The following is a 19,627-nucleotide window of genomic DNA, read 5'->3' on the forward strand; positions in this document are numbered from 1 at the left end:
ACGCGCGAAACCGGATTTTCGGTTAGGGTGGCAACAACGGAACTTCCTGCGATTCCCATGCCGACCATCCGCTTCCTTGCCTCCAGCGTCCTGGCCGCCGTTTGCCTGAGCGCGAACGCCGCCCCCACCCCACCCGCCATCCGCGCCGAGATCGACGGCCTGATGGCGAAGATGAGCAATTCCGGCTGCGAGTTCGAACGCAACGGCAGCTGGCACAGCGGCGCCGATGCCCGCAAGCACCTGCTGCGCAAGCTCGACTACATCGAAGGCCGCCGCGAGACGCTGCAGAGCACTGAGCAGTTCATCGATCTGGCGGCATCGAAAAGCAGCTTTTCCGGCCGGCCCTACCGGGTCAAGTGCAGCAGCGGCGAAGCGCTGCCCAGCCGCGACTGGCTGCACCGTGAACTGAAGACGCTGCGCGGCACTGGACGCCAGGCGGGATAGGCAAGCACTTGCGTGGCGACACGCCGGCGCTCGCCCGGCTACAGTCGAGTCATCAATTGCCACCCGCACAGGAGTTTCCAAATGTCTATTCGCAGCCTCCTCCCTTCCTTCCTGATCGGCGCCGTCGCCAGCGCCCGCTCGATGACGCCGATGGCCACGATCGCGACGGCGCGCCTCAAGGGCCGTGCTACGCCGGGAGAACTGTTCCTGCTGGATCGCCCGCTGTTCAAGTACGGCGCACTGGCCATGGGCGTGGGAGAACTACTGGGCGACAAGATGAAAACGGCGCCCGACCGGACCGTTTTCCTCGGCCTGCTGGCGCGGGTCATGAGCGCCGGGATCGCCGGCGCCGCACTGGCCGCGCCTGGCCGGGAACGGGCTGGCGCGGCCGCGGCGGTCGCTACCGCGGTTCCCCTCGCCTACCTGACCCTGGCCGGCCGCAAGCGCGCGATGGCCAGCATCGGGCAGACGAAGAGCGGCCTGATCGAAGACGCACTGATCGTCGCTGCCGGCAGCGCCGTCGTGGCCCTGTCGACCAGGCCGGAATACCGCTGACCGGTCTATACTGGCGGCCCCGCAACCATCTGGATCGACATGAAACGAAGTTCAAGCGGCGGCCTGGTGTATTCCACCGAGAGCGGACGCATGTGTCCGGAATGCCGCAACGCGGTGGCGCAGTGCACGTGCAAGGCGAAGGCCGTTCCTGCGGGCGATGGCGTGGTGCGCGTATCGCGCCAGACCAAGGGCCGTGGCGGCAAGTGCGTCACCCTGGTGAAAGGACTGGCGCTCGACGCCACCGCCCTCGCCCTGCTGGGCAAGCAGCTGCGTACCGCCTGCGGTTCGGGCGGCACCGTCAAGGATGGGGTGATCGAGATCCAGGGCGACCATTGCGACCTGGTGATGGACACGCTCGGCAAGCTCGGCCACGCGCCGAAGCGGGCCGGCGGCTGAGAATTACAGGTAATTGAAGAGCGACAGGCCCGACATGGTCTTGAACGACATCTGCGCCGCCTGCAGCGTGTTCTGCTGCATCGAGAAGTCCGAGATCGCCTTGACCATGTCGAGGTCCTGCAGGTCGCCCAGGGTGGCGGCGTACTGGATGTCGAGGTCGTCCCCGGCGCTGTCCAGGTAGTCCAGTTCCTTCATGTGCGCGCCGACCGAGGCCTGTACCGTCAGCACGTTGTCGTGGGCGCCCTTCAGGTTGTCGATCGCGGTATTGAGCCTGTTGGTGAGGGCCGCCTTGCCGGTCGAGCCGTCGACCGGGGCGCGCAGCGCGGCGACCAGCTCGGTCACCGTCTCGAAGACCGACTTGTTCTTGCTCGGCTCGGCCGTGAAGACGTCGCCATTGGCGGGCACACCCTTGATGTCGAAGCTCAGGCCACCGAAGCTGATGGTCTTTCCGTCTTCATAGGGAATGCCAGTATGGGTCGCGAGCGCGACGTCGGTGCCGCTGGTGGTGTCGTACACCGTGTAGGTGGTCTGCGGCGGGGTGCCCGGCGCCACCGAGAAAGTCAGCTTGTAGGAAAGGTCGTCGTTGACCAGGTCGCGGTCGACCACCGCGCCCGAGGAGATGATGGCGGCGCCGGTGTTGAGCGCGCCGGCCTGGGTCTGGAAGGCGCCGTTGCCGGTCGGGTTGGCGTCGAACACGGCCGTGCCGGAAGCCGACAGCGGGATCTTGCGCGAGGCGCCGACCTGCAGCTGGCGCTGCCCCTGGTCGCCCTGGTAGTCGGCGCCCGTCGGCGTGCGGGTGTAGGGCTGGGTGGTCGCCTTGTAGCCGGAGAACAGGTAGCCGCCGGCGCCGTCGGTGGTGTTGGCCACGCCCAGCAGGTCGTCCAGGCGCCCTTCCAGCTCGATGGCAAGGGCTTCGCGGTCCTGCGGCAGCATGCTGCCGTTGCCGGCCTTGACCGCCAGTTCCTGGATATCCTGCAGCAGGTTGCCGGCATTCTGCAGTGCGCCTTCGACTGCCGCCAGCGAGGAGCGCGCGCTGGCGCGGTTGCTGGCGAATCCCTCGTTCATCGCCTTCGACTGGCTCACTTCGAGCGCACGCGCCGAGGCCACCGGGTCGTCGGCCGGGGTCAAGATGCGGCGGTTGGTCGACAGCTGCATCTGGGTGCGCGCCAGTGCGCTCTGCAGCGTGTTCAGCTGGGAGGTGGCGTTGCCGTAGATCGACAGGGTACTGATGCGCATGAATGCCTCGTAATCGGTTTCGTCTTAATCGTCAGCGGCCGATCGACAGCAGGGTGTCGAAGATGGTGCCGGCAATCTGCATGACCTTGCCCGCGGCCTGGTAGGCCTGCTGGTACTTGATCAGGTTGGTCGCTTCCTCGTCCAGGTTCACGCCCGAGACGTCGGAGGCGCTGGCCTTGGCCTGGGTCAGCAAGGCCTCGGCGGCTTCGCCGTTGGCCTGGACCTCGCGGGTCTTGTTGCCGACCGTACTGACCAGCTGGGCGTAGGACGACTGGATGGTCGCGGTGTTCTTGTTGAAGATGTTCTTGGTCTGCAGCTCGCCCAGCAGGCCGACGTTGCGGGTGTCGCCGATCCCGTCCTTGTTGCTGGCAATCTTGAAGCTGTCGTTGTTGCCGGGCGCGCCCGTCATCGTCACGCTCATGCCGCCAAAGCTGTAGGTGGAGCCGGCGGTGAAGGCGACGTTGGTGGCCGGCGCCGGGTAGTCGATGAACGCGCCGGCCGCATTGGTCACGCGGACCGCCATGCCGGCCGGGAAGCCCGACAGAGTGCCGGTCGTGGCATTGCTCTGGAAGCTCAGGGTCACCGGCAGCGATACGCCGCTGGTCAGGAAGCCCGCATCGACCTTGCCTTCGCTGATCTTGCCGGTACCGGTATTGGTGTTCGGGAAGCTGGTGGCGATCGGCGCGGCCGCGGCGATGCTTTCCGTGTCGCCGGGATTCAGCAGCAGCTTGAAGTTGGCGGCGCCGCCGATGGTCGGACGCACCAGGAACTCGTCGCCCGCGGCGCCGCTGCCGGTGATGTTGAATTCGATGCCGTCGGCACTTGGCGGAGTGCCGGTCAGGATGACCGGCTTGTTGTCGGACAGGCGGATCACGTCGTAGCCGCTGCCGTTGTACTTGACCTTGTAGTCGCTGTCGACCAGCTTGGCTGGATCCCTGACGATGGCCTTGACGGCCGCGGTACTGGATTGCGCGTTGTTGATGTTCTTGCCGACGAAGGCTTCGGCCACGTTGAAGACATCCTTGCCGGGCTGGCCGTTCTGGTCCAGGCCCAGCTTGTGCTGGGCATTGAACTCGATGGCCAGGCCGATCGCCACCTTGCCCAGCGCACTCTGGGCAGGGTCGAGCGTCTTGCTGCGGAATTCGAGGGCGCCGCCGAGCGTGCCGCCGGACAGCGCGTTGTCTCCCAGCACCGAGACCTTGTTGCCGGCCACGTAACCGACTTCGATCCGGCCCTTGTCGGTCGGCGAGGCGATCGCCGCCAGCTGGAAGGTACGCTGGCCGACCACCAGCGGCTGACCATTGCCGATCGAGATCGTCAGGCTGTTGTTGTCGCCCGGGGTCACGTTCGCCTTGACCTGGGTGTTCAGTTCCATCACCAGCTGGTCGCGCTTGTCGAGCAGGTCGTTCGGCGCGCGCTGCTGGGCGGCGGCGAAGGTACCGATCTGGTCGTTCAGGTCGGCGATCTGCTGGGCGTAGGAGTTGATCAGGGTGACGCTGGACTCGATGGTGCCGTTGACGCCGTCGCGGATCTCGTCCAGGCGCGTGTCGAGGGCCTGGAAACGGGTCGCCAGGGTGTCGGACGCGGACAGCATCGACTGGCGCGAAGGCAGCGAGGCACGGTTGCGCGCCATGTCCTGCAGGCCTTCGAAGAAGCCCTGCAGCGCCGGCGACAGGCCGGACGTCTGGTCGGCCAGCATGTTGTCGATCTGGCTGATCTGGGAATAATAGGAATCCAGCCCGCTCTTGCTGGACTGGGCGCTGCGCACCTGCGAATTCAGGAATTCGTCGCTGTAGCGCTTGATCTGGGAAATCTGGGTGCCGGTGCCCTGGAAGCCGACGCCGGTATCGAGCATCGGGCCGGTGGCCTGCACCACGACCTGGCGGTTGTAGCCGGCGACGCTGGCGTTGGTGATGTTGTGGCCGGTCGTGGCCAGGCCCGCCTGCGCCGCGAACAGGCCGCTCTTGCCAATGCTGAGGAGGTTACCGGACATATGCGTATTCTTTCTCTGACTAATCCATCAACGGCAGATTTTGGGAAAACTTGATCGTGTCTTTATGCCAACGAATTCTTGATAATGCGCGTCAGCTTGGCCGCGTACATCGGGTCGGTGGCATAGCCGGCGCGCTGCAGGCCGTGGGCGAAAGCGGTCGCGTCGCCACCGCTGGCCAGCACCTTCTCGTAGCGCGGGTTGCGGGCCAGCATGTTGGCGTAATCCTTGAACGAATCCGCCGGCGTGTCGTAGGCGCGGAAGCGCTCGACCTTCTGGCGCGCCACGCCGTTGACGTATTCGGTGGTGACGGCGGTGGCGACCTTGCCCTTCCAGCCCGGGCCGGCCTTGATGCCGAACAGGTTGTTGCTGCTGGTGCCATCGGCGTTGCGGATCATGCGCTTGCCCCAGCCGCTTTCCAGCGCCGCCTGGCCCAGCATGAACTTGGCCGGCACGCCGGTGGCGCGCTCTGCCGCGGCGGCGTGAACGTGCAGCTTTTCCTGGAAGGCGCGCACGTGCGGCGCCTGGATGCGGCCGCTATCCGTGGTGTAGGGCAGCGCCGGGGCACCCGGCTGGGTGGCGCCGGTCTTGAGCATGGTGGCCGCGTCCATGCCCGGACGCATGCTGCCGTCGAGCGGCGCCAGGGCCGATGCCGCAGCCGCCGCCTTGCCCGCGGCCACGCCGTCGGCGCCGATGGCGAGCGCCTGGGCGCCCACCTGGTTCGAGGTCAGCTGGCGGGTCAGCACGTCGGCCAGGCCCATGCCGCGCTTGGCCAGGTTCTGGCTCATCTGCTGGTCCAGCATGCCGGTGAACATCTTGGACTGCTGGTTGTCCATCAGCCCTTCCTGCGGCGTCGCGTCGCGCATGCTCTTCATCATCATGTTGATGAACATGGCTTCGAACTGCGTCGCGGCCTCCTTCAGCGCGGCGGGCGAGCCGTTCTTGGCGCCTTGCTTGAGTTCGCCCAGACCCTTGGTGTCGAGGGCGAACTTGCTGGTCAGGTCAGTGGAAGGAGAGCCGATCATGGGGTGCCTTGTTGCTGATTAGATGATCTCGAGTTCGGCGCGCAGCGAACCGGCGGCCTTGAGCGCCTGCAGGATCGCCAGCAGGTCTTGCGGAGTGGTGCCGATCGCATTCATGGCCTTGACGACTTCGGCCAGCGACGCGCCGCCCTTGATCATCAGGACGCGGCCCGGGTCTTTCTTGACGTCGACCGAATTGGTCTGGGTCACGGCGGTGACGCCGCGCGAACCGGCCTGCGGCTGGCTGACGTTGGTCTCGGCGCCCACGGTCACGGTCAGGTTGCCGTGCGAGATCGCGCAGTTGTCCAGCATCACGGCCTGGTTCATCACGACCGAACCGGTGCGGGCATTCATGATGACCTTGGCCGCATCCTTGGCGCGCGCGACGTCGATGCCTTCCAGCTGGCCGATGAAGGCCACCCGCTGGTCGCTCGAAGACGGGGTGCGCACCCGGATCACGCGGCCGTCCAGGGCGGTGGCAATGCCGGCGCCAAACTGGTCGTTGATGGCTTCCACCACGCGCGCGGCGGTCGAGAAATCGGTCTGGTTCAGTTCCAGGCGGATCTGGTTGTCCGCGCCCAGGTTCGAGGCGACGGCGCGCTCGACGGTGGCGCCGCCGGAGATCTTGCCCACCGACAGGTGGTTGACCTGCACCTGCGCCCCGCCCGCCTGGGCGCCGACGCCGCCCACCAGCACATTGCCCTGGGCCATGGCATACACCTGGCCGTCAGCGCCGTGCAGCGGGGTCATGAGCAGGGTGCCGCCGCGCAGGCTCTTCGCATTACCGATCGAGGACACGGTGATGTCGATGGCCTGGCCCGGCTGGGCAAAGGCCGGCAGCGAGGTCGTGACCATCACGGCCGCGACGTTCTTCAGCTGCAGCTGGGTGCCCGGCGGCAGGTTGATGCCCTTCTGCTGCAGCATCGCCTGGATCGACTGCACGGTGAAGGGCGTCTGGCTGGTCTGGTCGCCGGTGCCGTCCAGGCCGACGACGATGCCGTAGCCCGACAGCTGGTTCTGGCGCACGCCGGCGATGCTGGCGAGGTCCTTGATGCGCTCGGCCTGGGCTAGTGGCGCGGCGCCGAGCAGTGCGGCACAGACGAGGGCGATGGAAGCGATTTTCATGACAACGATCCTCAGAACGGCAGCATCGACTGGAAGAAGCGCGAGAACATGTTGCTCAGTTCGGCGCGGTCGACACGGCTGTTGGTGCGGTATTCGACGCGGGCGTCTGCCACCACGGTCGAGGAGACGATATTGCCCGGCTGGATGGTGTCCGGCGCGACCATGCCCGAGAAGCGGATGAACTCGACGCCCTTGTTCATGGCGACCTGCTTCTCGCCGGCCACGATCAGGTTGCCGTTCGGGAGCACCTCGGTGACGGTGACGCCGATCGTGCCGCTGAAGTTGTTCGACGCGCTCTGGGTGTCGGCATCGGCGAACTTGTTCGCGCCTTCCAGCCCCACGTTGGCGCCGATACGCGCCTGCAGCGGGCCCGGCACCGCGAAGCTGGCGCTGCCCGACTTGCTGCCGGTGCTGGCGCCCGACTTGCCGGCCGAGGTGCGCTCGGTGATGTTCACGGTCAAGAGGTCGCCGATGTGGCGCGCGCGGCGGTCTTCAAACATCGGACGGTAGCTATTGGCGTTGTAGATCGCGCCATCGCTTGGCGGCGCGGTCTGCACCAGCATCGGGCGGGCCGTGGTCGGGCCCTGCACGATGGTGCTCGGGGTGGTCGAGCACCCGGCAATGGCGACCAGCGCGGCCGCGGCGAAGATGGTTTTCATGCTCATGCTTTTGCTTACAGCTGCGACAGCTTCTGCAGCATCTGGTCGGACGTGGTGATCGCCTTGCTGTTGATCTCGTAGGCGCGCTGGGTCTGGATCATGTTGACCATTTCCTCCACCACGTTGACGTTCGAGGATTCGACATAGCCCTGCATCAGCACGCCCGAGCCGTTGGTGCCCGGCACGTTCAGGTTCGGGTTGCCCGATGCGCCGGTCTCGACGTACAGGTTTTCGCCGCGCGACTCGAGGCCGGCCGGGTTGATGAAGGTGGCCAGCTGCAGCGAACCCACCTGGGTCGGGGCCACGGTGTTCGGCAGCTTGACCGACACGGTGCCGTCGCGGCCGACGGTGATCGACTCGGCATTGGCCGGGATGGTGATGGCGGGCTGGATCACGAAGCCGCTGGAGGTGACCAGCTGGCCGTTCTGGTCAGTCTGGAAGGAGCCGTCGCGGGTATAGGCCTGGGTGCCGTCCGGCAGCAGGACCGGGAAGAAGCCCGAGCCGTTGACCATCACGTCCTTCGAGTTGCCGGTCAGCTGGGGATTGCCCTGGGTGTGGATGCGCTCGGTAGCGACGGTGCGGACACCGGTACCGATCTGCAGGCCCGAAGGCAGGTTGCTCTGCTGCGAGGACTGGGCGCCCGGCTGGCGGATGTTCTGGTACAGCAGGTCTTCGAACACCGCGCGCGAACGCTTGAAGCCATTGGTGCTGACGTTGGCGAGGTTGTTCGAAATGACGTCGAGGTTGGTCTGCTGCGCTTCGAGGCCGGTCTTGGCAATAAACAGCGAACGGATCATGGAATTCTCCTTAAGGCGGCAGACGAAGTCCGCCACGTACAGGAGAATTATGCTGGAGCAACTATCAATTCAAAGCGAGGATCTGGGTGGCTTTCATCGCGTTATTCTCGGCGTTCTTCATCAGGCTCATTTGTGTCTCGAAAGAACGTGCGAGGTTGATCATGTTGACCATGGAATCGACGGCGCTGACATTGCTGCCCTCGAGGGCGCCGCCTGCCACGCTCACCGCCGGATCCGGCTGGGCCGTGCCGCCATCCTTCAGGCGGAACAGGCCGTCGTCGCCGCGCACCATGTTCTCCGTCGGTGGATTGACCAGCTTCAGGCGGCCCAGGATATTGGCGGCTGCCGGCTGGTCGGTGGTCGAGATCGTCGAGATGGTGCCGTCGCCGCCCACGGTGATGGTCACGTCCGGCGGGATCGTGATCGGACCGCCCTCGCCCGCGATGGTGGCGCCGCCGGCGGTGGTCAACAGGCCGTTGGGGCTGGTTTGCAGGGAACCGTTGCGGGTATAGGCTTCAGTCCCGTCCGGCATCTGCACCGCGAACCAGCCCTGCCCCTTGATCGCGACATCGAGGTCGCGTCCCGTGACCTGCAGCGCGCCCGCCGTGAAGTCCGCCGCCGGTGTCGAATTGACCACGAAGGCGCGCGTGGGCAAACCTTCGCTCTGCACCGGCACCGCGCGGAACACGTCCAGCTGGGCGCGGAAGCCCGTGGTGTTCACGTTAGCCAGGTTGTTCGAGGTCGTGGCCTGCTGTTCCAGGATGTGCTTGGCGCCGCTGGCGGCGGTGTAGATCAGGCGGTCCATTTTGTTCTCTCCATTGTACGGCTGCGCTTATGCTGGCTGAACGCGTGGGCGGGAGACCCGCCCACCCTACGGTTCGTGGAGTCTGTAGGGTAGGCGGCTCGTAATCAGGGCCGCTGGCCCTGATACCCCACGGGTCAGCGAGCGTCTGCTATTTCGATTAGCGCAGATTGACCAGGGTCTGCAGCACCGAATCCTGGGTCTTGATGGTCTGCGCATTCGCCTGGTACACGCGCTGCGCCGTGATCATGTTGACCAGTTCAGCCGTCAGGTCGACGTTCGAAGCTTCCACCGCCGATTGCTGCAGCACGCCGAAGCTGCCCGAGTTCGGGGTGCCGAGCAGCGGCACGCCGGAGTTGGACGATTCGGCGAAGGCGTTGTTGCCCAGCGGCTCGAGGCCGTTCGGATTGGTGAAGTTGGCCAGGATCACCTGGCCCAGCGGCTTGGTCTGGCCGTTGCTGTACTGGCCCAGGATCGTGCCGTCGGTACCGGTGCTGAAGCGCTGCAGGGTGCCGGCCGCATAGCCGTCCTGGCTCAGCTTCTTCTCGCTCATCTTGGTGCCGTACTGGGTGGTGCCGTCGAAGTCGATCGTGATCGGCATGGTGTTCTCGGAGCCGGTCGACGGGAAGACCGGCAGACTGATGGCGAACTTGCCGCCCGCCGTACCGGCGGCATCCTCCGTGAGGGCCTTGTTCAGGCCGCCGTTGGTGTCGAACACCAGCTTGCCGACCGGGAGCGCCTTCACCTTGACAGTCTTGGTCATGGCGGCGTCGATCTCGTCCGGGGTCGCGCCCGGCACCGCCGCGGCATTGGTGGCGGCGGTGGTGATCTCGGTCTGGTGCGTGGTAGTCGCGCCGGCACCGCCGGCAGCAGCGCTCACCATCGCTGCGGCAGCGGTGGCATAGGTGTTCAGCGCGGCGGCAATGGTGGCCGGCACCGGCGGTACGGCCTTGGTCGCGGCTTCCCAGGCGGCGCGGGCATTGTTCACCGCAGTAAAGGTGGGGCCGGTGCCGGTGGCGGCGCTGGCGACTTCCAGGTTGGTCACTTCGGTGCCGTCGTTGGCGGCGTACACGTCCCAGGTGCCCGGGCCGGTCTTGACGTAGTAGGTCGACATCGTGTGGGCATTGCCCAGCGTGTCGTACACGCTCATCGGCACCTGCTTGTTGTAGGTGGTCGGATCGTCCGCGTTGAAGGGCGAATTGGTCGGGTTCAGGCTGCGCGAGTCGAGGTTCAGCTCGATCTTCGCCGCCGTGGTCGTCACCGGCGCAAGGTCGGACGTGTCGATCTGCAGCGGGGTCGGGGTGCCGGCCACCAGCTGGCCGTTCTGGTTCAGGCCGTAGCCGGTCAGCTTGGCGCCCTGGGCGTTGATCAGGAAACCGTTCTTGTCCAGCGAAAACTGGCCATTGCGGCTGTACTGCACGATGCCCGAGGCTTCGGTACGGAAGAAGCCGGCGCCATTGATGGCGATGTCGAGCGGGTTGTTCGAGGCTTCCACGTTACCTTGCGTGAACTGCTGGGCGATATTGGCCACCTTCACGCCGATACCGGCCGAGATGCCGCCGGCGCCGTTCAGCGAGCTGGCGTAGACGTCGGCGAACTGGGTGGTCGAGCCCTTGAAGCCGACCGTGCTCGAGTTGGCGATGTTGTTACCGATGACGTCGAGGGATTTGGCTGCGCCGTTCAAGCCGCTCAGGCCTTGTTGGAAAGACATGGTTTGCTCCTGAAAATAAGTGGTGCGAAGTAAGCGGCTCGGCTTACAGAACTTGTTTAATGTCGGCCATGGTGACCACGCCCTTGACCGGCAGGTTCAGCTTGACGCCATCCTTGCTGTTGGTGGTGACGCTGGCAACGCTGTCGAAGGACAGTGCCCGGGCATCGGTCAGGGCTTCGCCAGAGCGCGTCGCATTGATCCGATAGGTATAGGTCCCGTCCGGCAGCACCTTCGCCTTGCCGTCGGCATCCAGGTCGTCCGGGTCGGGCACGCCGTCCCAGGCGACCGGCAGCACGCCCGCTTCCTGGGCGCCGAGGTCGATGGTGGCGACCACCTTGCCGGTCTTGGCGCTGGTGATCTCGATCTCGACCTTGTCGGCGTCGCTCTCGAGCTCCACGCCAAGGATGGCCTTGCCCTGGCTCAGGCCCAGCTTGTTGCCTTCGACCAGTACGCCATGGCCGATCAGGTTGGTCGCCTGCATCGCTTCGGCCGACTGGTAGCTGGTCTTGAGCGATTCCAGGGTGGCGTTCAGCTTGTTGACGCCGGTGACGGTGGAGAGCTGGGCCAGCTGGCTGGTGACCTGGGCATTGTCGAGCGGGTTCAGCGGATCCTGGTTCTTCAGCTGGGTGACGAGCAGGGTCATGAACTTGTTGGTATCGGCTTCGACGCCGTCGACTTCGGCCTTCTTGCCGTTCATGGTCGACATCAGGTCGTTGATGTTCGCGGTGCCAGTGGTGTTGGTGACGGTGGTCATGATCTAGTCTTGGTTATTGACCGAGGGTCAGGGTCTTGAGCAGCATGGTCTTGGCCGCATTCATGGTCTCGACGTTGGTCTGGTAAGAGCGCGAGGCCGACAGCATGTTGACCATCTCGTCCACCACGTTCACGTTCGGCATCGAGACATAGCCCTTTTCGTCCGCCATCGGGTGCTTGGGGTCGTAGACCTGCTTCAGCGGCGACGGATCCTCGACCACTTCGCGCACGCGCACGGCGGTGGCGCCGGACTGCTGGGGCACGGCCTCGAACACCACCGCCTTGGCGCGGTAGGCTTCGCCGGTGGGGCTGGTGGCGCTGTCGGCGTTGGCCAGGTTGGAAGCCACGGTATTCAGGCGCTGGGCCTGGGCGCTCATGGCCGAACCGGAAACGTTGAAGATATTGAAGAGCGACATAAATTAACCTTATTGGCCCTGGATGGCCGCCAGCAGGCCCTTGATCTGGTGGTTGATCATGGTGATTCCCGCTTCGTAGCGCAGCGCGTTGTCGGCAAACTGGTTGCGCTCCACGTCCATGTCGACCGTGTTGCCGTCCACATTGCCCTGCACTTCGCCGCGGTACAGCACCGGGGTGCCGTTGGCCAGCAGGTCGCCGCCCGGCTTGCCGCGGCCGATGTGGTTCTGTGCGGTAGTCGCCAGCTGGGCCGGATTGCCGGTCTTGCCGGCAAGGGCGTTCTGCAGCGCGTTGCTGAAATCGATGTCGCGCGCCTTGTAGTTCGGCGTGTCGGCATTGGCGATGTTCGACGCCAGCAGTTCCTGGCGCTGGGCACGCAGGGACAGGGCTGTTTCGTTGAAACTCAGGTACTGGTCGATCTTGCCGATCATGCCGCCTCCTGGCGAGACTTGTTGGGACAGCACCGATGATACGGACAGGCAACACTTCCCAATCGATCGATAAAGGCCGCCAAACCCCGGCTATTCAAAGTTTCACTACGGAATCACGCTGCCTACAATGGCAGCATTCCCAGTTTCCCTGCCGGACTTTTCCATGAAACGCAGCCTTGCCGCCTTCCTGCTCGTTTGCGCGCCTTTCGCGTGCGCGCAACAGGCCCAGTCCGCTCTCCAGCGCCAGAACCTGCCGGCGCTGCGCACGGTCGTCGAGCAATACCTGCAGACCCAGACCGCCGGCCTGCCGGGCCAGGTGACGGTCAAGGTCGGCCAGGTCGACCCGCGCACCAGCCTGGCCAGCTGCCCGGCGCCGGAAGCCTTCCAGCAGCCGGGCGCGCGGGCGTGGGGAAAAACAACGGTCGGGGTGCGCTGCACGCTGCCTTCCCAGTGGACGGTGTATATTCAGGCCACCGTGAACGTGGTGGCGGATTACGTCGCGGCCGCCGTGCCGCTGGCCCAGGGCCAGCCGGTGGACGCAAGCCAGCTCGTCATGATGAAGGGCGACATTGCCGCCATGCCGAACGGCATCATCACCGACATGAGCCAGGCGATCGGCCGCACGCCAACCGCTTCCCTGCCCGCCGGTACGCCGCTGCGCCTGGATACGCTGAAATCGAAGCCCGTGGTGCAGCAGGGCCAGGCGGTACGCCTGGTGACGAAAGGCACGAACTTCTCGGTATCGAGCGAAGCGCGCGCAATCAGTAATGCCGGCGAAGGTCAGGTGGCGCAAGCGCGCACCCAGGCGGGCACCGTGGTAAGCGGCACGGCGCGCGCTGGCGGCATCATCGAAGTGGCGATCTGACGCCCTTGGCAGCGAAACCGCATATTTTCATTCGACCACCTTCTTCTGCGCTAAAGTTTGTGAAATCCTTGCCGATACACGAAGCAGATACCGGAGTTTCCGGCTCCGACCAGAGAAGGATGATGCTGTGAAAATCAACGATACCCTCAAAAGCAACCCAGGCCTTCAGCCGACCAATACCAACGGCACCGCGAACGCGCGCGGCGCCGACAAGGCGGCCACGACGTCCACCGCCGCCGCATCGACCCCGACCCCGGCAGCCACCGACAGCGTGCGCCTGTCCTCGGCCGGCCAGGCCATGGCCAGCGCCGTGGGCGGCAACAACGGCGTGTTCGACACCAAGAAGGTCGAACGCATCAAGATGGCCATCGCCGATGGCCAGTTCCAGGTCAACTCCGAGAAAGTCGCCGACGGCCTGCTCGACACCGTGCGCGACTTGCTCCATTCACGCAAGCGATAAACCTTCATGCCCACCAGCCCAATCACGACCGTCCCTCAAGAAGTGCAACACGTCAGCTCCCTCATCGAGCTGATGAAACAGGAACAGCAGCTGCTCGTCGCAGCCGACGCCGATGGGCTGGCGCAAACCACTCCCCGCAAGAACGCACTGCTGCAGGCGCTCGCCGAACTGTCGGCCCAGCGCCACGCGGCGCTGCTGGCGGCCGGCTGCGAAGGCTCGGAAGCCGGCATGGAGCCCTGGCTGGCCGTGGGCGGCAGCGAGGAGGCGCGGGCCCAGTGGGAAGAGCTCCTGGCGCTGGCGCGCGAAGCCAAGGAACTCAACCGCGTCAACGGCATGCTGATCAACAAGCAGCTGGCGCACAACCAGGGCGTGCTGAACGCACTGCGCATGCCGGCCGGGCCTGAAGCCGGCGGCGTCTACGGCGCCAGCGGCCAGGCAGTCGGCAGCGGGCCGTCGAAACGCTATGTGATCGGCTGAACAGATCGCCGGACAGGGTATATCACTTAAGTTGATTGAACTTTTCGAGCTACTCTTGCCCCTTGATCAGTAGCACATCCTGTCTTCTTCTCCAAGCACCGTATCTTTCTTTTGAACTATCGCTTCTTTCCCCTGCACACAATTGACGATAGCAAAAAAACCACGTACCCTGCATATTTCAGTGAAGAAATGACTATCTGTTAAGGGTTTACGATGCTGGGACGAGTTGATGACCGCTTGGAAAAAGATATAAGCTCGCCCCAAAACGCCTTTTCAGGGCACCTGGTCTCCTGGTGTCTTCGCAATGATGTGCGGCTTGCCGAGTTTGCGATCCTGGCATTTCTTAGCATTCTTGCAAACCTCTACTTTATTTCCACGTTTTCGCTGTCGATTGACGACGAGCTGGCAGCTATCAGGTCAACGCCGGATATATGGATAGCACAGAACCGTTTTACCGTGTTCTTGGTAGAGCTCCTTTTATTTCCACAGCCTGCCCTCCCTTATTCGCCATATCTTTTCCTGGCCTTAACGCAGGCGGCAGCATATATCTTGCTGGTACGTAGCCACGGACTCCAGGTTAGCTGGAAGACGTATGTCAGCTATTTCGCTTTTGTCTGTTTCCCGGCATGGTGGGCAATTTCTGAGTTCGCCGCTAATGTTCCAGCAACTGGACTTGGCTTCTTGTGCGCGACCTGCGCCGCGTATCTGGCGCGAAACATTGATGGGATGCGGTTCTTCTCCAAACATCCTTCGCGAGCTGCTTGTATCGTCCTGTTGCTTACCATTGCTGCAGGCGCTTATCAGTCGCTGCTGCTGGTATTCTTGAGCATATCCTTGGGGATCCGCCTCGCTCGCAGCATGCAAGGATCCCACACGCAACCCCAGCCGCTAGCCCAATCCTTCCTGGAATTGATACGGCACGTCGTGCCAAGCGGCATGTTGCTAGTAGCCTCAGTAGTTCTTTATGCCGCCATCAACAAGGCATTACAGCATACGCTGCACATTGCGCCCTCGTACATCGAGCAGTTCGTGCATCCAGAAATCATGCTGCATGCTCCCTTCTGGTTCTTTGGCAATCTAGCGAAACATATTCTCGAAACCTACGTCGGCTCAGCTAACGTGTATGGCGCCAGCATGTGGGCTGCCCTTCCCTTCATGCTCGCAGCAATACTGGCCACATTTCGCGGTAGCCGGAAGGCGTGGTTGGGCTCAGCCGTGCTCTTATGCTGCATATTGCTGATGCCGTTTTTCCTTAATATCGCAACGGGATCCGTGAAGTTACCCAACCGTTCGATGCTGGCGCTGACCTACGTTGTCTGGCTGTTAGCGATCGTGCTGCTCAGCAAAACGAGCAAACGGTGGCTGCCGTGCGCCGTCTTAGTCCTTGGACTTTATCAGTTGCAACTCGTTAACCTGTTATCCCAATATATCGCCAGCGCTTCTATGAGCCAGGCGTTCGACAGGATGATCGCCCAAGATATTGGCAAACAAATCTTGACAATGCATAACGGACCCGCGAACAAACCTGTTCTTGTCGACTTTTATGGTTACCGCGCTAATATCCAGGCTGGCGTCTACCCTCAGCAGGATTCGAGTGTGACCAGTGCGTCCTTCTTCGGCTGGGACAAAGGCAATATCGCACGCATCACCGGATACATGAAGGTATTGGGGTTCGGCCAGCTCGGCGCGCTAGATCCTGCATCGCGCCTTGCACTCACGCCAGAATTCGCCGCTATGGAGGTGTGGCCTCGTCCTGGCTCGATAAAACGTGTCGGCGATAATTTCTTGGTAAAACTCGGTGATCAGCCTGATCAAGCCCATATTCCATCTAAATAGTTCAAGGATTTTTGATGCAAGCGATTGTTCCCCTCTTCTCTGCAGCAACAGCCAATGCGGGACTGGATCTCGTCGGTCCGATGAAGCGTGTGGTAGAACGCAACTGGTTCGTCCTTGGTGAGGAAGTAAGCAAGTTCGAAGCCGAATTTGCCGCTTACGTTCAAGCCAGATCCTGCATCAGCGTTGCCAACGGCTCGGATGCTCTTGAAATCGCGTTGCGCGCACTAGGTATTGGTCCCGGCAAAAAGGTTGCGTTGATCGCCAACGCGGGTTTTTATGGAAGTACTGCAGTCCATGCGGTGGGCGCCACACCTGTGTATATCGATGTCGACACGCAGACTCTGACGATGGCGCCGGCTTCCCTTCGGTGTGCGCTCCAGGACGGCGTCGATGCAGTAATCGTCACCCACCTGTTCGGACAAATGGCCGCCATCGAGGAATTGTCGGAATTGGCACGCACGGCCGCGGTGCCGCTCATTGAAGATTGTGCACAGTCGCACGGCGCGCGGCGAAATGGCAAGATGGCAGGCTCGTTCGGCGATCTCGCCTGCTTCAGTTTCTACCCGACAAAGAATCTCGGTGCGATCGGTGACGGCGGTGCCATTGTCACCAGTGATCCAGAACTCGACAAGAAGATCCGCCAACTGCGTCAGTATGGATGGTCGAAGAAATACCACGTCGACGTGCCAGGGGGACGTAACAGCCGGCTGGACGAATTGCAGGCCGCCGTGCTACGAACCAAACTACCGGAACTGGATGCGTGGAACGCGGCGCGACGTGACATCGCCCGCCGTTACAACGACGCCTTCGCCGACCTGGGGTTGCAGTTGCCGCATTCTCTGGGGGAGGACTACGTGGCGCATCTATACGTTATCCGTGTCGGCGAGCGCGCCCGATTTATCGAAACGATGCAGGCAAAAGGTATCGGTACAGACATCCACTACCCCGTTCCCGACCACTTGCAGACAGCTTATCCGGGATTCGAGTCGGTATCGCTACCGGTGACGGAACAGGCATGCGCACAGATTGTCACACTTCCGTGCTTCCCCGGCTTGTCGGGCGAAGATGTCGAGCGCGTCATCGACGCGGTGCATGCTTACGCTGAAGCAGCTGCCTGAAATGCTAAGCTTGGTCATTCCGGTCTATCGCAATGAAGAGTCGCTCGACGACCTGCTGGCGGCCATTCATGGTCTCGATACCAGCCTGAAGGGTGATTTCGAAGCGGTGTTCGTTGTTGACGGCAGCCCCGACGCCTGTTATCCAAACTTGCGCAGGCGCCTGCCGGGCTGTGCGTTTCGTTCGCAACTTATTCTGCTGTCCCGCAATTTTGGCTCGTTCACGGCGATCCGCACTGGACTCGAGCATGGCAAGGGCGACAGGTTCGCCGTAATGGCCGCCGATCTCCAGGAGCCGCCCCAGCTCGTGCTGGACATGAATGAGATCCTCGTGCGCGACGAGGCCGATGTCATTCTTGGCGTACGCGAGGCCAGGAACGATCCGTTGAGCTCGAGGATCTTCTCGCGCCTGTACTGGGGGATGTACCGAAAGTTCGTGATGCCAGATATTCCTCCCGGCGGCGTCGATATGTTCGGATGCAACAAATTTTTCCGCGACATGCTGCTTGAATTGCAGGAGCAAAACACCTCGCTCGTCGGCCAGCTATTCTGGCTCGGTTTTCGTCGCAAGACGGTGTCGTATATCCGTCAAGCGCGCCAGCACGGCAAGTCAGCCTGGACCTTCCACAAGAAGTGGCGCTATGTCATGGACAGTCTGTTTTCGTTCACTGATCTGCCAATCACCTTGTTAGTCCGCCTGGGCGCACTGGGGACCATGGCTGCCGGTCTGCTCGGCATCATCGTCCTGGTCGCGCGCCTGCAAGGCCTGATCGATGTCCCCGGGTATGCAATGACTATCCTGACCATTGCGCTGCTCGGCTCCATCAATCTCCTCGGCATCGGCATCGTAGGTTCCTACGCTTGGCGAACCTACGAAAATACGAAGAAGCGCCCGCTTGCCATCCCCATGAAAGTATCTGTTTTCGGATCAAACAATGAACGCCAAACCTGATTATTTCGTTCACTCGCATGCTCTGTGCGAGTCGGAACATGTCGGCGCGGGCACGCGCATCTGGGCGTTTGCCCATGTATTACCGAATGCGCGCCTTGGTGCGGAATGCAATATTTGCGATCATGTTTTTATCGAGAACGACGTGCTGATCGGCGATCGGGTCACCATCAAATGCGGCGTGCAGGTATGGGACGGTGTGACGCTGGAAGACGATGTCTTTATTGGCCCGAATGCCACCTTCACCAATGATATTTTTCCACGTAGTAAAAAATATCCTGAGCAATTCGGGCGCACGGTAATCCGGCAAGGCGCTTCGGTTGGTGCCAACGCCACCATCCTGCCTGGCATCACGATTGAAAAAGGCGCCATGATCGGGGCGGGCGCGGTGGTGACACGTTCGGTCCCTCCGAATGCGATTGTCGTCGGGAACCCTGCGAAGATCGTCGGCTATGTCGATGCGCGGCCGACCGGCACTGAATTCTCGGCGCCGCGTCCGGCCGAAAAACCTCCACGCGTGATTCCCACGACGGTGAAGGGCGTCACCATCCACCATATCGATGAAGTCGCGGATATTCGCGGCAAGCTGGCGGTGGGGGAATTTGGCAAGGAAATCCCGTTCGAACCCCTGCGTTACTTCCTGGTGTATGACGTACCGACTGCGGAAACGCGAGGCGAACACGCCCACCATGTTTGCCACCAATTCCTGACCGTACTCAAGGGCTCGGTGCACGTCGTGGCTTTCGACGGGGTCAACCGAGAAGAATTCGTGCTCGACTCAAGCAAAAAGGGAATTTATCTGCCGCCAATGGTATGGGGTATTCAATACAAGTATTCGAGCGACGCGGTCTTGCTCGTCTTCGCTTCCCATCATTATGATTCCGCCGATTACATCCGGAATTATGACGAGTACCTGCGCCTGGTAAATGCATAAGAAGAAAGACAGCGGCTGATGGCTGAGCTTTATCTTCGCGCGGGTGCGCTTTTGCAGCGGCCCGTGGTGCGCTTCCTGCTGGCAGGAGGCTTGAATACATTGCTGACCTATGTACTCTACCTCGTCCTGCTGAACGCGTTTTCCTACAAGACCAGCTACGCCATTACCTATGTGGCTGGCTTGGTCATCGCCTACCTGCTGAATCGCTTATTTGTGTTCAACAGCCACCGCGGTGCGGCCTCGGCACTCTTGCTGCCCTTGGTCTATCTGTTCCAGTACCTGATCGGCGCCGGCATCGTGTATGCATGGGTCGAACTCATCGGCCAGGACGAGCGGGTAGCACCATTAATCGCAGTCGTGGTCACCATACCGCTTACCTATGTGCTTTCCCGCACGATTTTCGTGAAACACGCATGAGAACGACCGTTTGGACGCACCCTTCTCGGCTCAGCGTCCGGCGGCCTGACTGAGCGCGATGGGGCCAATCGCTTCCGCAGCATTCGCCCCAGCATGACTAGCCAACAGCAAGATCGCCACGAAGGCGGCGGCAAACAGGCGGTTGAGTTTCATCCAGGCTCCATAATTGTTCTAACAGGAAACAATTATGGGGCTTATGTTGTTCAGGGAGGCCCCCCACGGGTGGTGGAATCGGCCCA

23 protein-coding genes are annotated in these 19,627 nt (G+C 62.6%); 11 read left to right on the forward strand and 12 right to left on the reverse strand.

The features are described 5' to 3' along the window. Positions 1-57: 57 nt before the first annotated feature. The 3 genes from LK542_RS15450 to LK542_RS15460 all read left to right on the forward strand — a co-directional run bounded on the left by LK542_RS15450 (position 58) and on the right by LK542_RS15460 (position 1,395). Complete coding sequence (locus LK542_RS15450; RefSeq protein WP_227812573.1) at positions 58-444, forward strand: DUF5329 domain-containing protein; 387 nt, start codon at positions 58-60, stop codon at positions 442-444. Positions 445-525: 81 nt separating this feature from the next. Next, entirely contained in the window at positions 526-999 is a 474-nt protein-coding gene (locus LK542_RS15455; RefSeq protein WP_227799348.1) for a hypothetical protein, read from the forward strand. Positions 1,000-1,038: 39 nt separating this feature from the next. Then, the gene (locus LK542_RS15460; RefSeq protein WP_227812574.1) at positions 1,039-1,395 is read left to right on the forward strand and encodes a translation initiation factor Sui1; all 357 of its coding nucleotides are present in this window, start codon (positions 1,039-1,041) and stop codon (positions 1,393-1,395) included. Positions 1,396-1,398: 3 nt separating this feature from the next. Here the strand turns inward: LK542_RS15460 and flgL are convergent, their stop codons facing one another. From flgL to flgB, 11 genes are all read right to left on the reverse strand, one after another. Next, the gene (gene flgL / locus LK542_RS15465; protein ID WP_227799350.1) at positions 1,399-2,631 is read right to left on the reverse strand and encodes a flagellar hook-associated protein FlgL; all 1,233 of its coding nucleotides are present in this window, start codon (positions 2,629-2,631) and stop codon (positions 1,399-1,401) included. Positions 2,632-2,662: 31 nt separating this feature from the next. Beyond that, positions 2,663-4,624 (reverse strand): flagellar hook-associated protein FlgK, encoded by a 1,962-nt coding sequence (flgK, locus tag LK542_RS15470; protein WP_227812575.1) that lies wholly within the window; start codon positions 4,622-4,624, stop codon positions 2,663-2,665. 62 nt (positions 4,625-4,686) lie between these two features. Beyond that, the gene (gene flgJ / locus LK542_RS15475) at positions 4,687-5,646 is read right to left on the reverse strand and encodes a flagellar assembly peptidoglycan hydrolase FlgJ (protein ID WP_227799352.1); all 960 of its coding nucleotides are present in this window, start codon (positions 5,644-5,646) and stop codon (positions 4,687-4,689) included. A gap of 18 nt (positions 5,647-5,664) precedes the next feature. Next, on the reverse strand, positions 5,665-6,768 hold the full coding sequence (locus tag LK542_RS15480; protein WP_227812576.1) for a flagellar basal body P-ring protein FlgI: 1,104 nt from the start codon (positions 6,766-6,768) through the stop codon (positions 5,665-5,667). A gap of 11 nt (positions 6,769-6,779) precedes the next feature. Then, entirely contained in the window at positions 6,780-7,427 is a 648-nt protein-coding gene (locus tag LK542_RS15485) for a flagellar basal body L-ring protein FlgH (RefSeq protein WP_227812577.1), read from the reverse strand. A gap of 14 nt (positions 7,428-7,441) precedes the next feature. Next, positions 7,442-8,224 (reverse strand): flagellar basal-body rod protein FlgG, encoded by a 783-nt coding sequence (flgG, locus tag LK542_RS15490; protein WP_227799355.1) that lies wholly within the window; start codon positions 8,222-8,224, stop codon positions 7,442-7,444. 64 nt (positions 8,225-8,288) lie between these two features. Beyond that, on the reverse strand, positions 8,289-9,029 hold the full coding sequence (gene flgF, locus LK542_RS15495; RefSeq protein ID WP_227799356.1) for a flagellar basal-body rod protein FlgF: 741 nt from the start codon (positions 9,027-9,029) through the stop codon (positions 8,289-8,291). A 157-nt stretch (positions 9,030-9,186) separates the two neighbouring features. Then, entirely contained in the window at positions 9,187-10,737 is a 1,551-nt protein-coding gene (locus LK542_RS15500; protein ID WP_227799357.1) for a flagellar hook protein FlgE, read from the reverse strand. A 43-nt stretch (positions 10,738-10,780) separates the two neighbouring features. Next, a complete protein-coding gene (locus LK542_RS15505) occupies positions 10,781-11,491 on the reverse strand; it encodes a flagellar hook assembly protein FlgD (protein ID WP_227799358.1) in 711 nt (236 codons plus the stop codon). A 13-nt stretch (positions 11,492-11,504) separates the two neighbouring features. Beyond that, complete coding sequence (gene flgC / locus LK542_RS15510; RefSeq protein ID WP_159702469.1) at positions 11,505-11,906, reverse strand: flagellar basal body rod protein FlgC; 402 nt, start codon at positions 11,904-11,906, stop codon at positions 11,505-11,507. 9 nt (positions 11,907-11,915) lie between these two features. Further along, positions 11,916-12,335 (reverse strand): flagellar basal body rod protein FlgB, encoded by a 420-nt coding sequence (gene flgB, locus LK542_RS15515; protein ID WP_227799359.1) that lies wholly within the window; start codon positions 12,333-12,335, stop codon positions 11,916-11,918. Positions 12,336-12,498: 163 nt separating this feature from the next. On the opposite strand from flgB, the gene flgA reads away from it, so the two are divergent. The 8 genes from flgA to LK542_RS15555 all read left to right on the forward strand — a co-directional run bounded on the left by flgA (position 12,499) and on the right by LK542_RS15555 (position 19,388). Continuing rightward, positions 12,499-13,200: a flagellar basal body P-ring formation chaperone FlgA gene (flgA, locus tag LK542_RS15520; protein ID WP_227799360.1), complete on the forward strand. Its 702-nt coding sequence runs from the start codon at positions 12,499-12,501 to the stop codon at positions 13,198-13,200. Positions 13,201-13,327: 127 nt separating this feature from the next. Further along, entirely contained in the window at positions 13,328-13,660 is a 333-nt protein-coding gene (gene flgM, locus LK542_RS15525) for a flagellar biosynthesis anti-sigma factor FlgM (RefSeq protein WP_227799361.1), read from the forward strand. Between the two features lie 6 nt (positions 13,661-13,666). Then, positions 13,667-14,137, forward strand: a complete 471-nt coding sequence (locus tag LK542_RS15530; protein ID WP_227812578.1) for a flagella synthesis protein FlgN — start codon at positions 13,667-13,669, stop codon at positions 14,135-14,137. 213 nt (positions 14,138-14,350) lie between these two features. Then, positions 14,351-15,973, forward strand: a complete 1,623-nt coding sequence (locus LK542_RS15535; protein ID WP_227812579.1) for a glucosyltransferase domain-containing protein — start codon at positions 14,351-14,353, stop codon at positions 15,971-15,973. 14 nt (positions 15,974-15,987) lie between these two features. Beyond that, positions 15,988-17,091, forward strand: a complete 1,104-nt coding sequence (locus LK542_RS15540) for a DegT/DnrJ/EryC1/StrS aminotransferase family protein (RefSeq protein WP_227812580.1) — start codon at positions 15,988-15,990, stop codon at positions 17,089-17,091. After that, a complete protein-coding gene (locus tag LK542_RS15545) occupies positions 17,066-18,040 on the forward strand; it encodes a glycosyltransferase family 2 protein (protein WP_227812581.1) in 975 nt (324 codons plus the stop codon). Before LK542_RS15540 ends, LK542_RS15545 begins: the two co-directional genes overlap by 26 nt. Next, positions 18,024-18,971: a WxcM-like domain-containing protein gene (locus LK542_RS15550; protein WP_227812582.1), complete on the forward strand. Its 948-nt coding sequence runs from the start codon at positions 18,024-18,026 to the stop codon at positions 18,969-18,971. Before LK542_RS15545 ends, LK542_RS15550 begins: the two co-directional genes overlap by 17 nt. Positions 18,972-18,989: 18 nt before the next feature. After that, complete coding sequence (locus tag LK542_RS15555; protein ID WP_227812583.1) at positions 18,990-19,388, forward strand: GtrA family protein; 399 nt, start codon at positions 18,990-18,992, stop codon at positions 19,386-19,388. Between the two features lie 30 nt (positions 19,389-19,418). On the opposite strand, the gene LK542_RS24840 is transcribed toward LK542_RS15555, so the two are convergent. Further along, positions 19,419-19,541, reverse strand: coding sequence for a hypothetical protein (locus LK542_RS24840; RefSeq protein WP_267877555.1), 123 nt, complete (start codon positions 19,539-19,541; stop codon positions 19,419-19,421). Positions 19,542-19,627 lie beyond the last annotated feature (86 nt).

This window comes from Massilia sp. IC2-477 (assembly GCF_020707265.1).
Classification (GTDB): domain Bacteria; phylum Pseudomonadota; class Gammaproteobacteria; order Burkholderiales; family Burkholderiaceae_D; genus Telluria.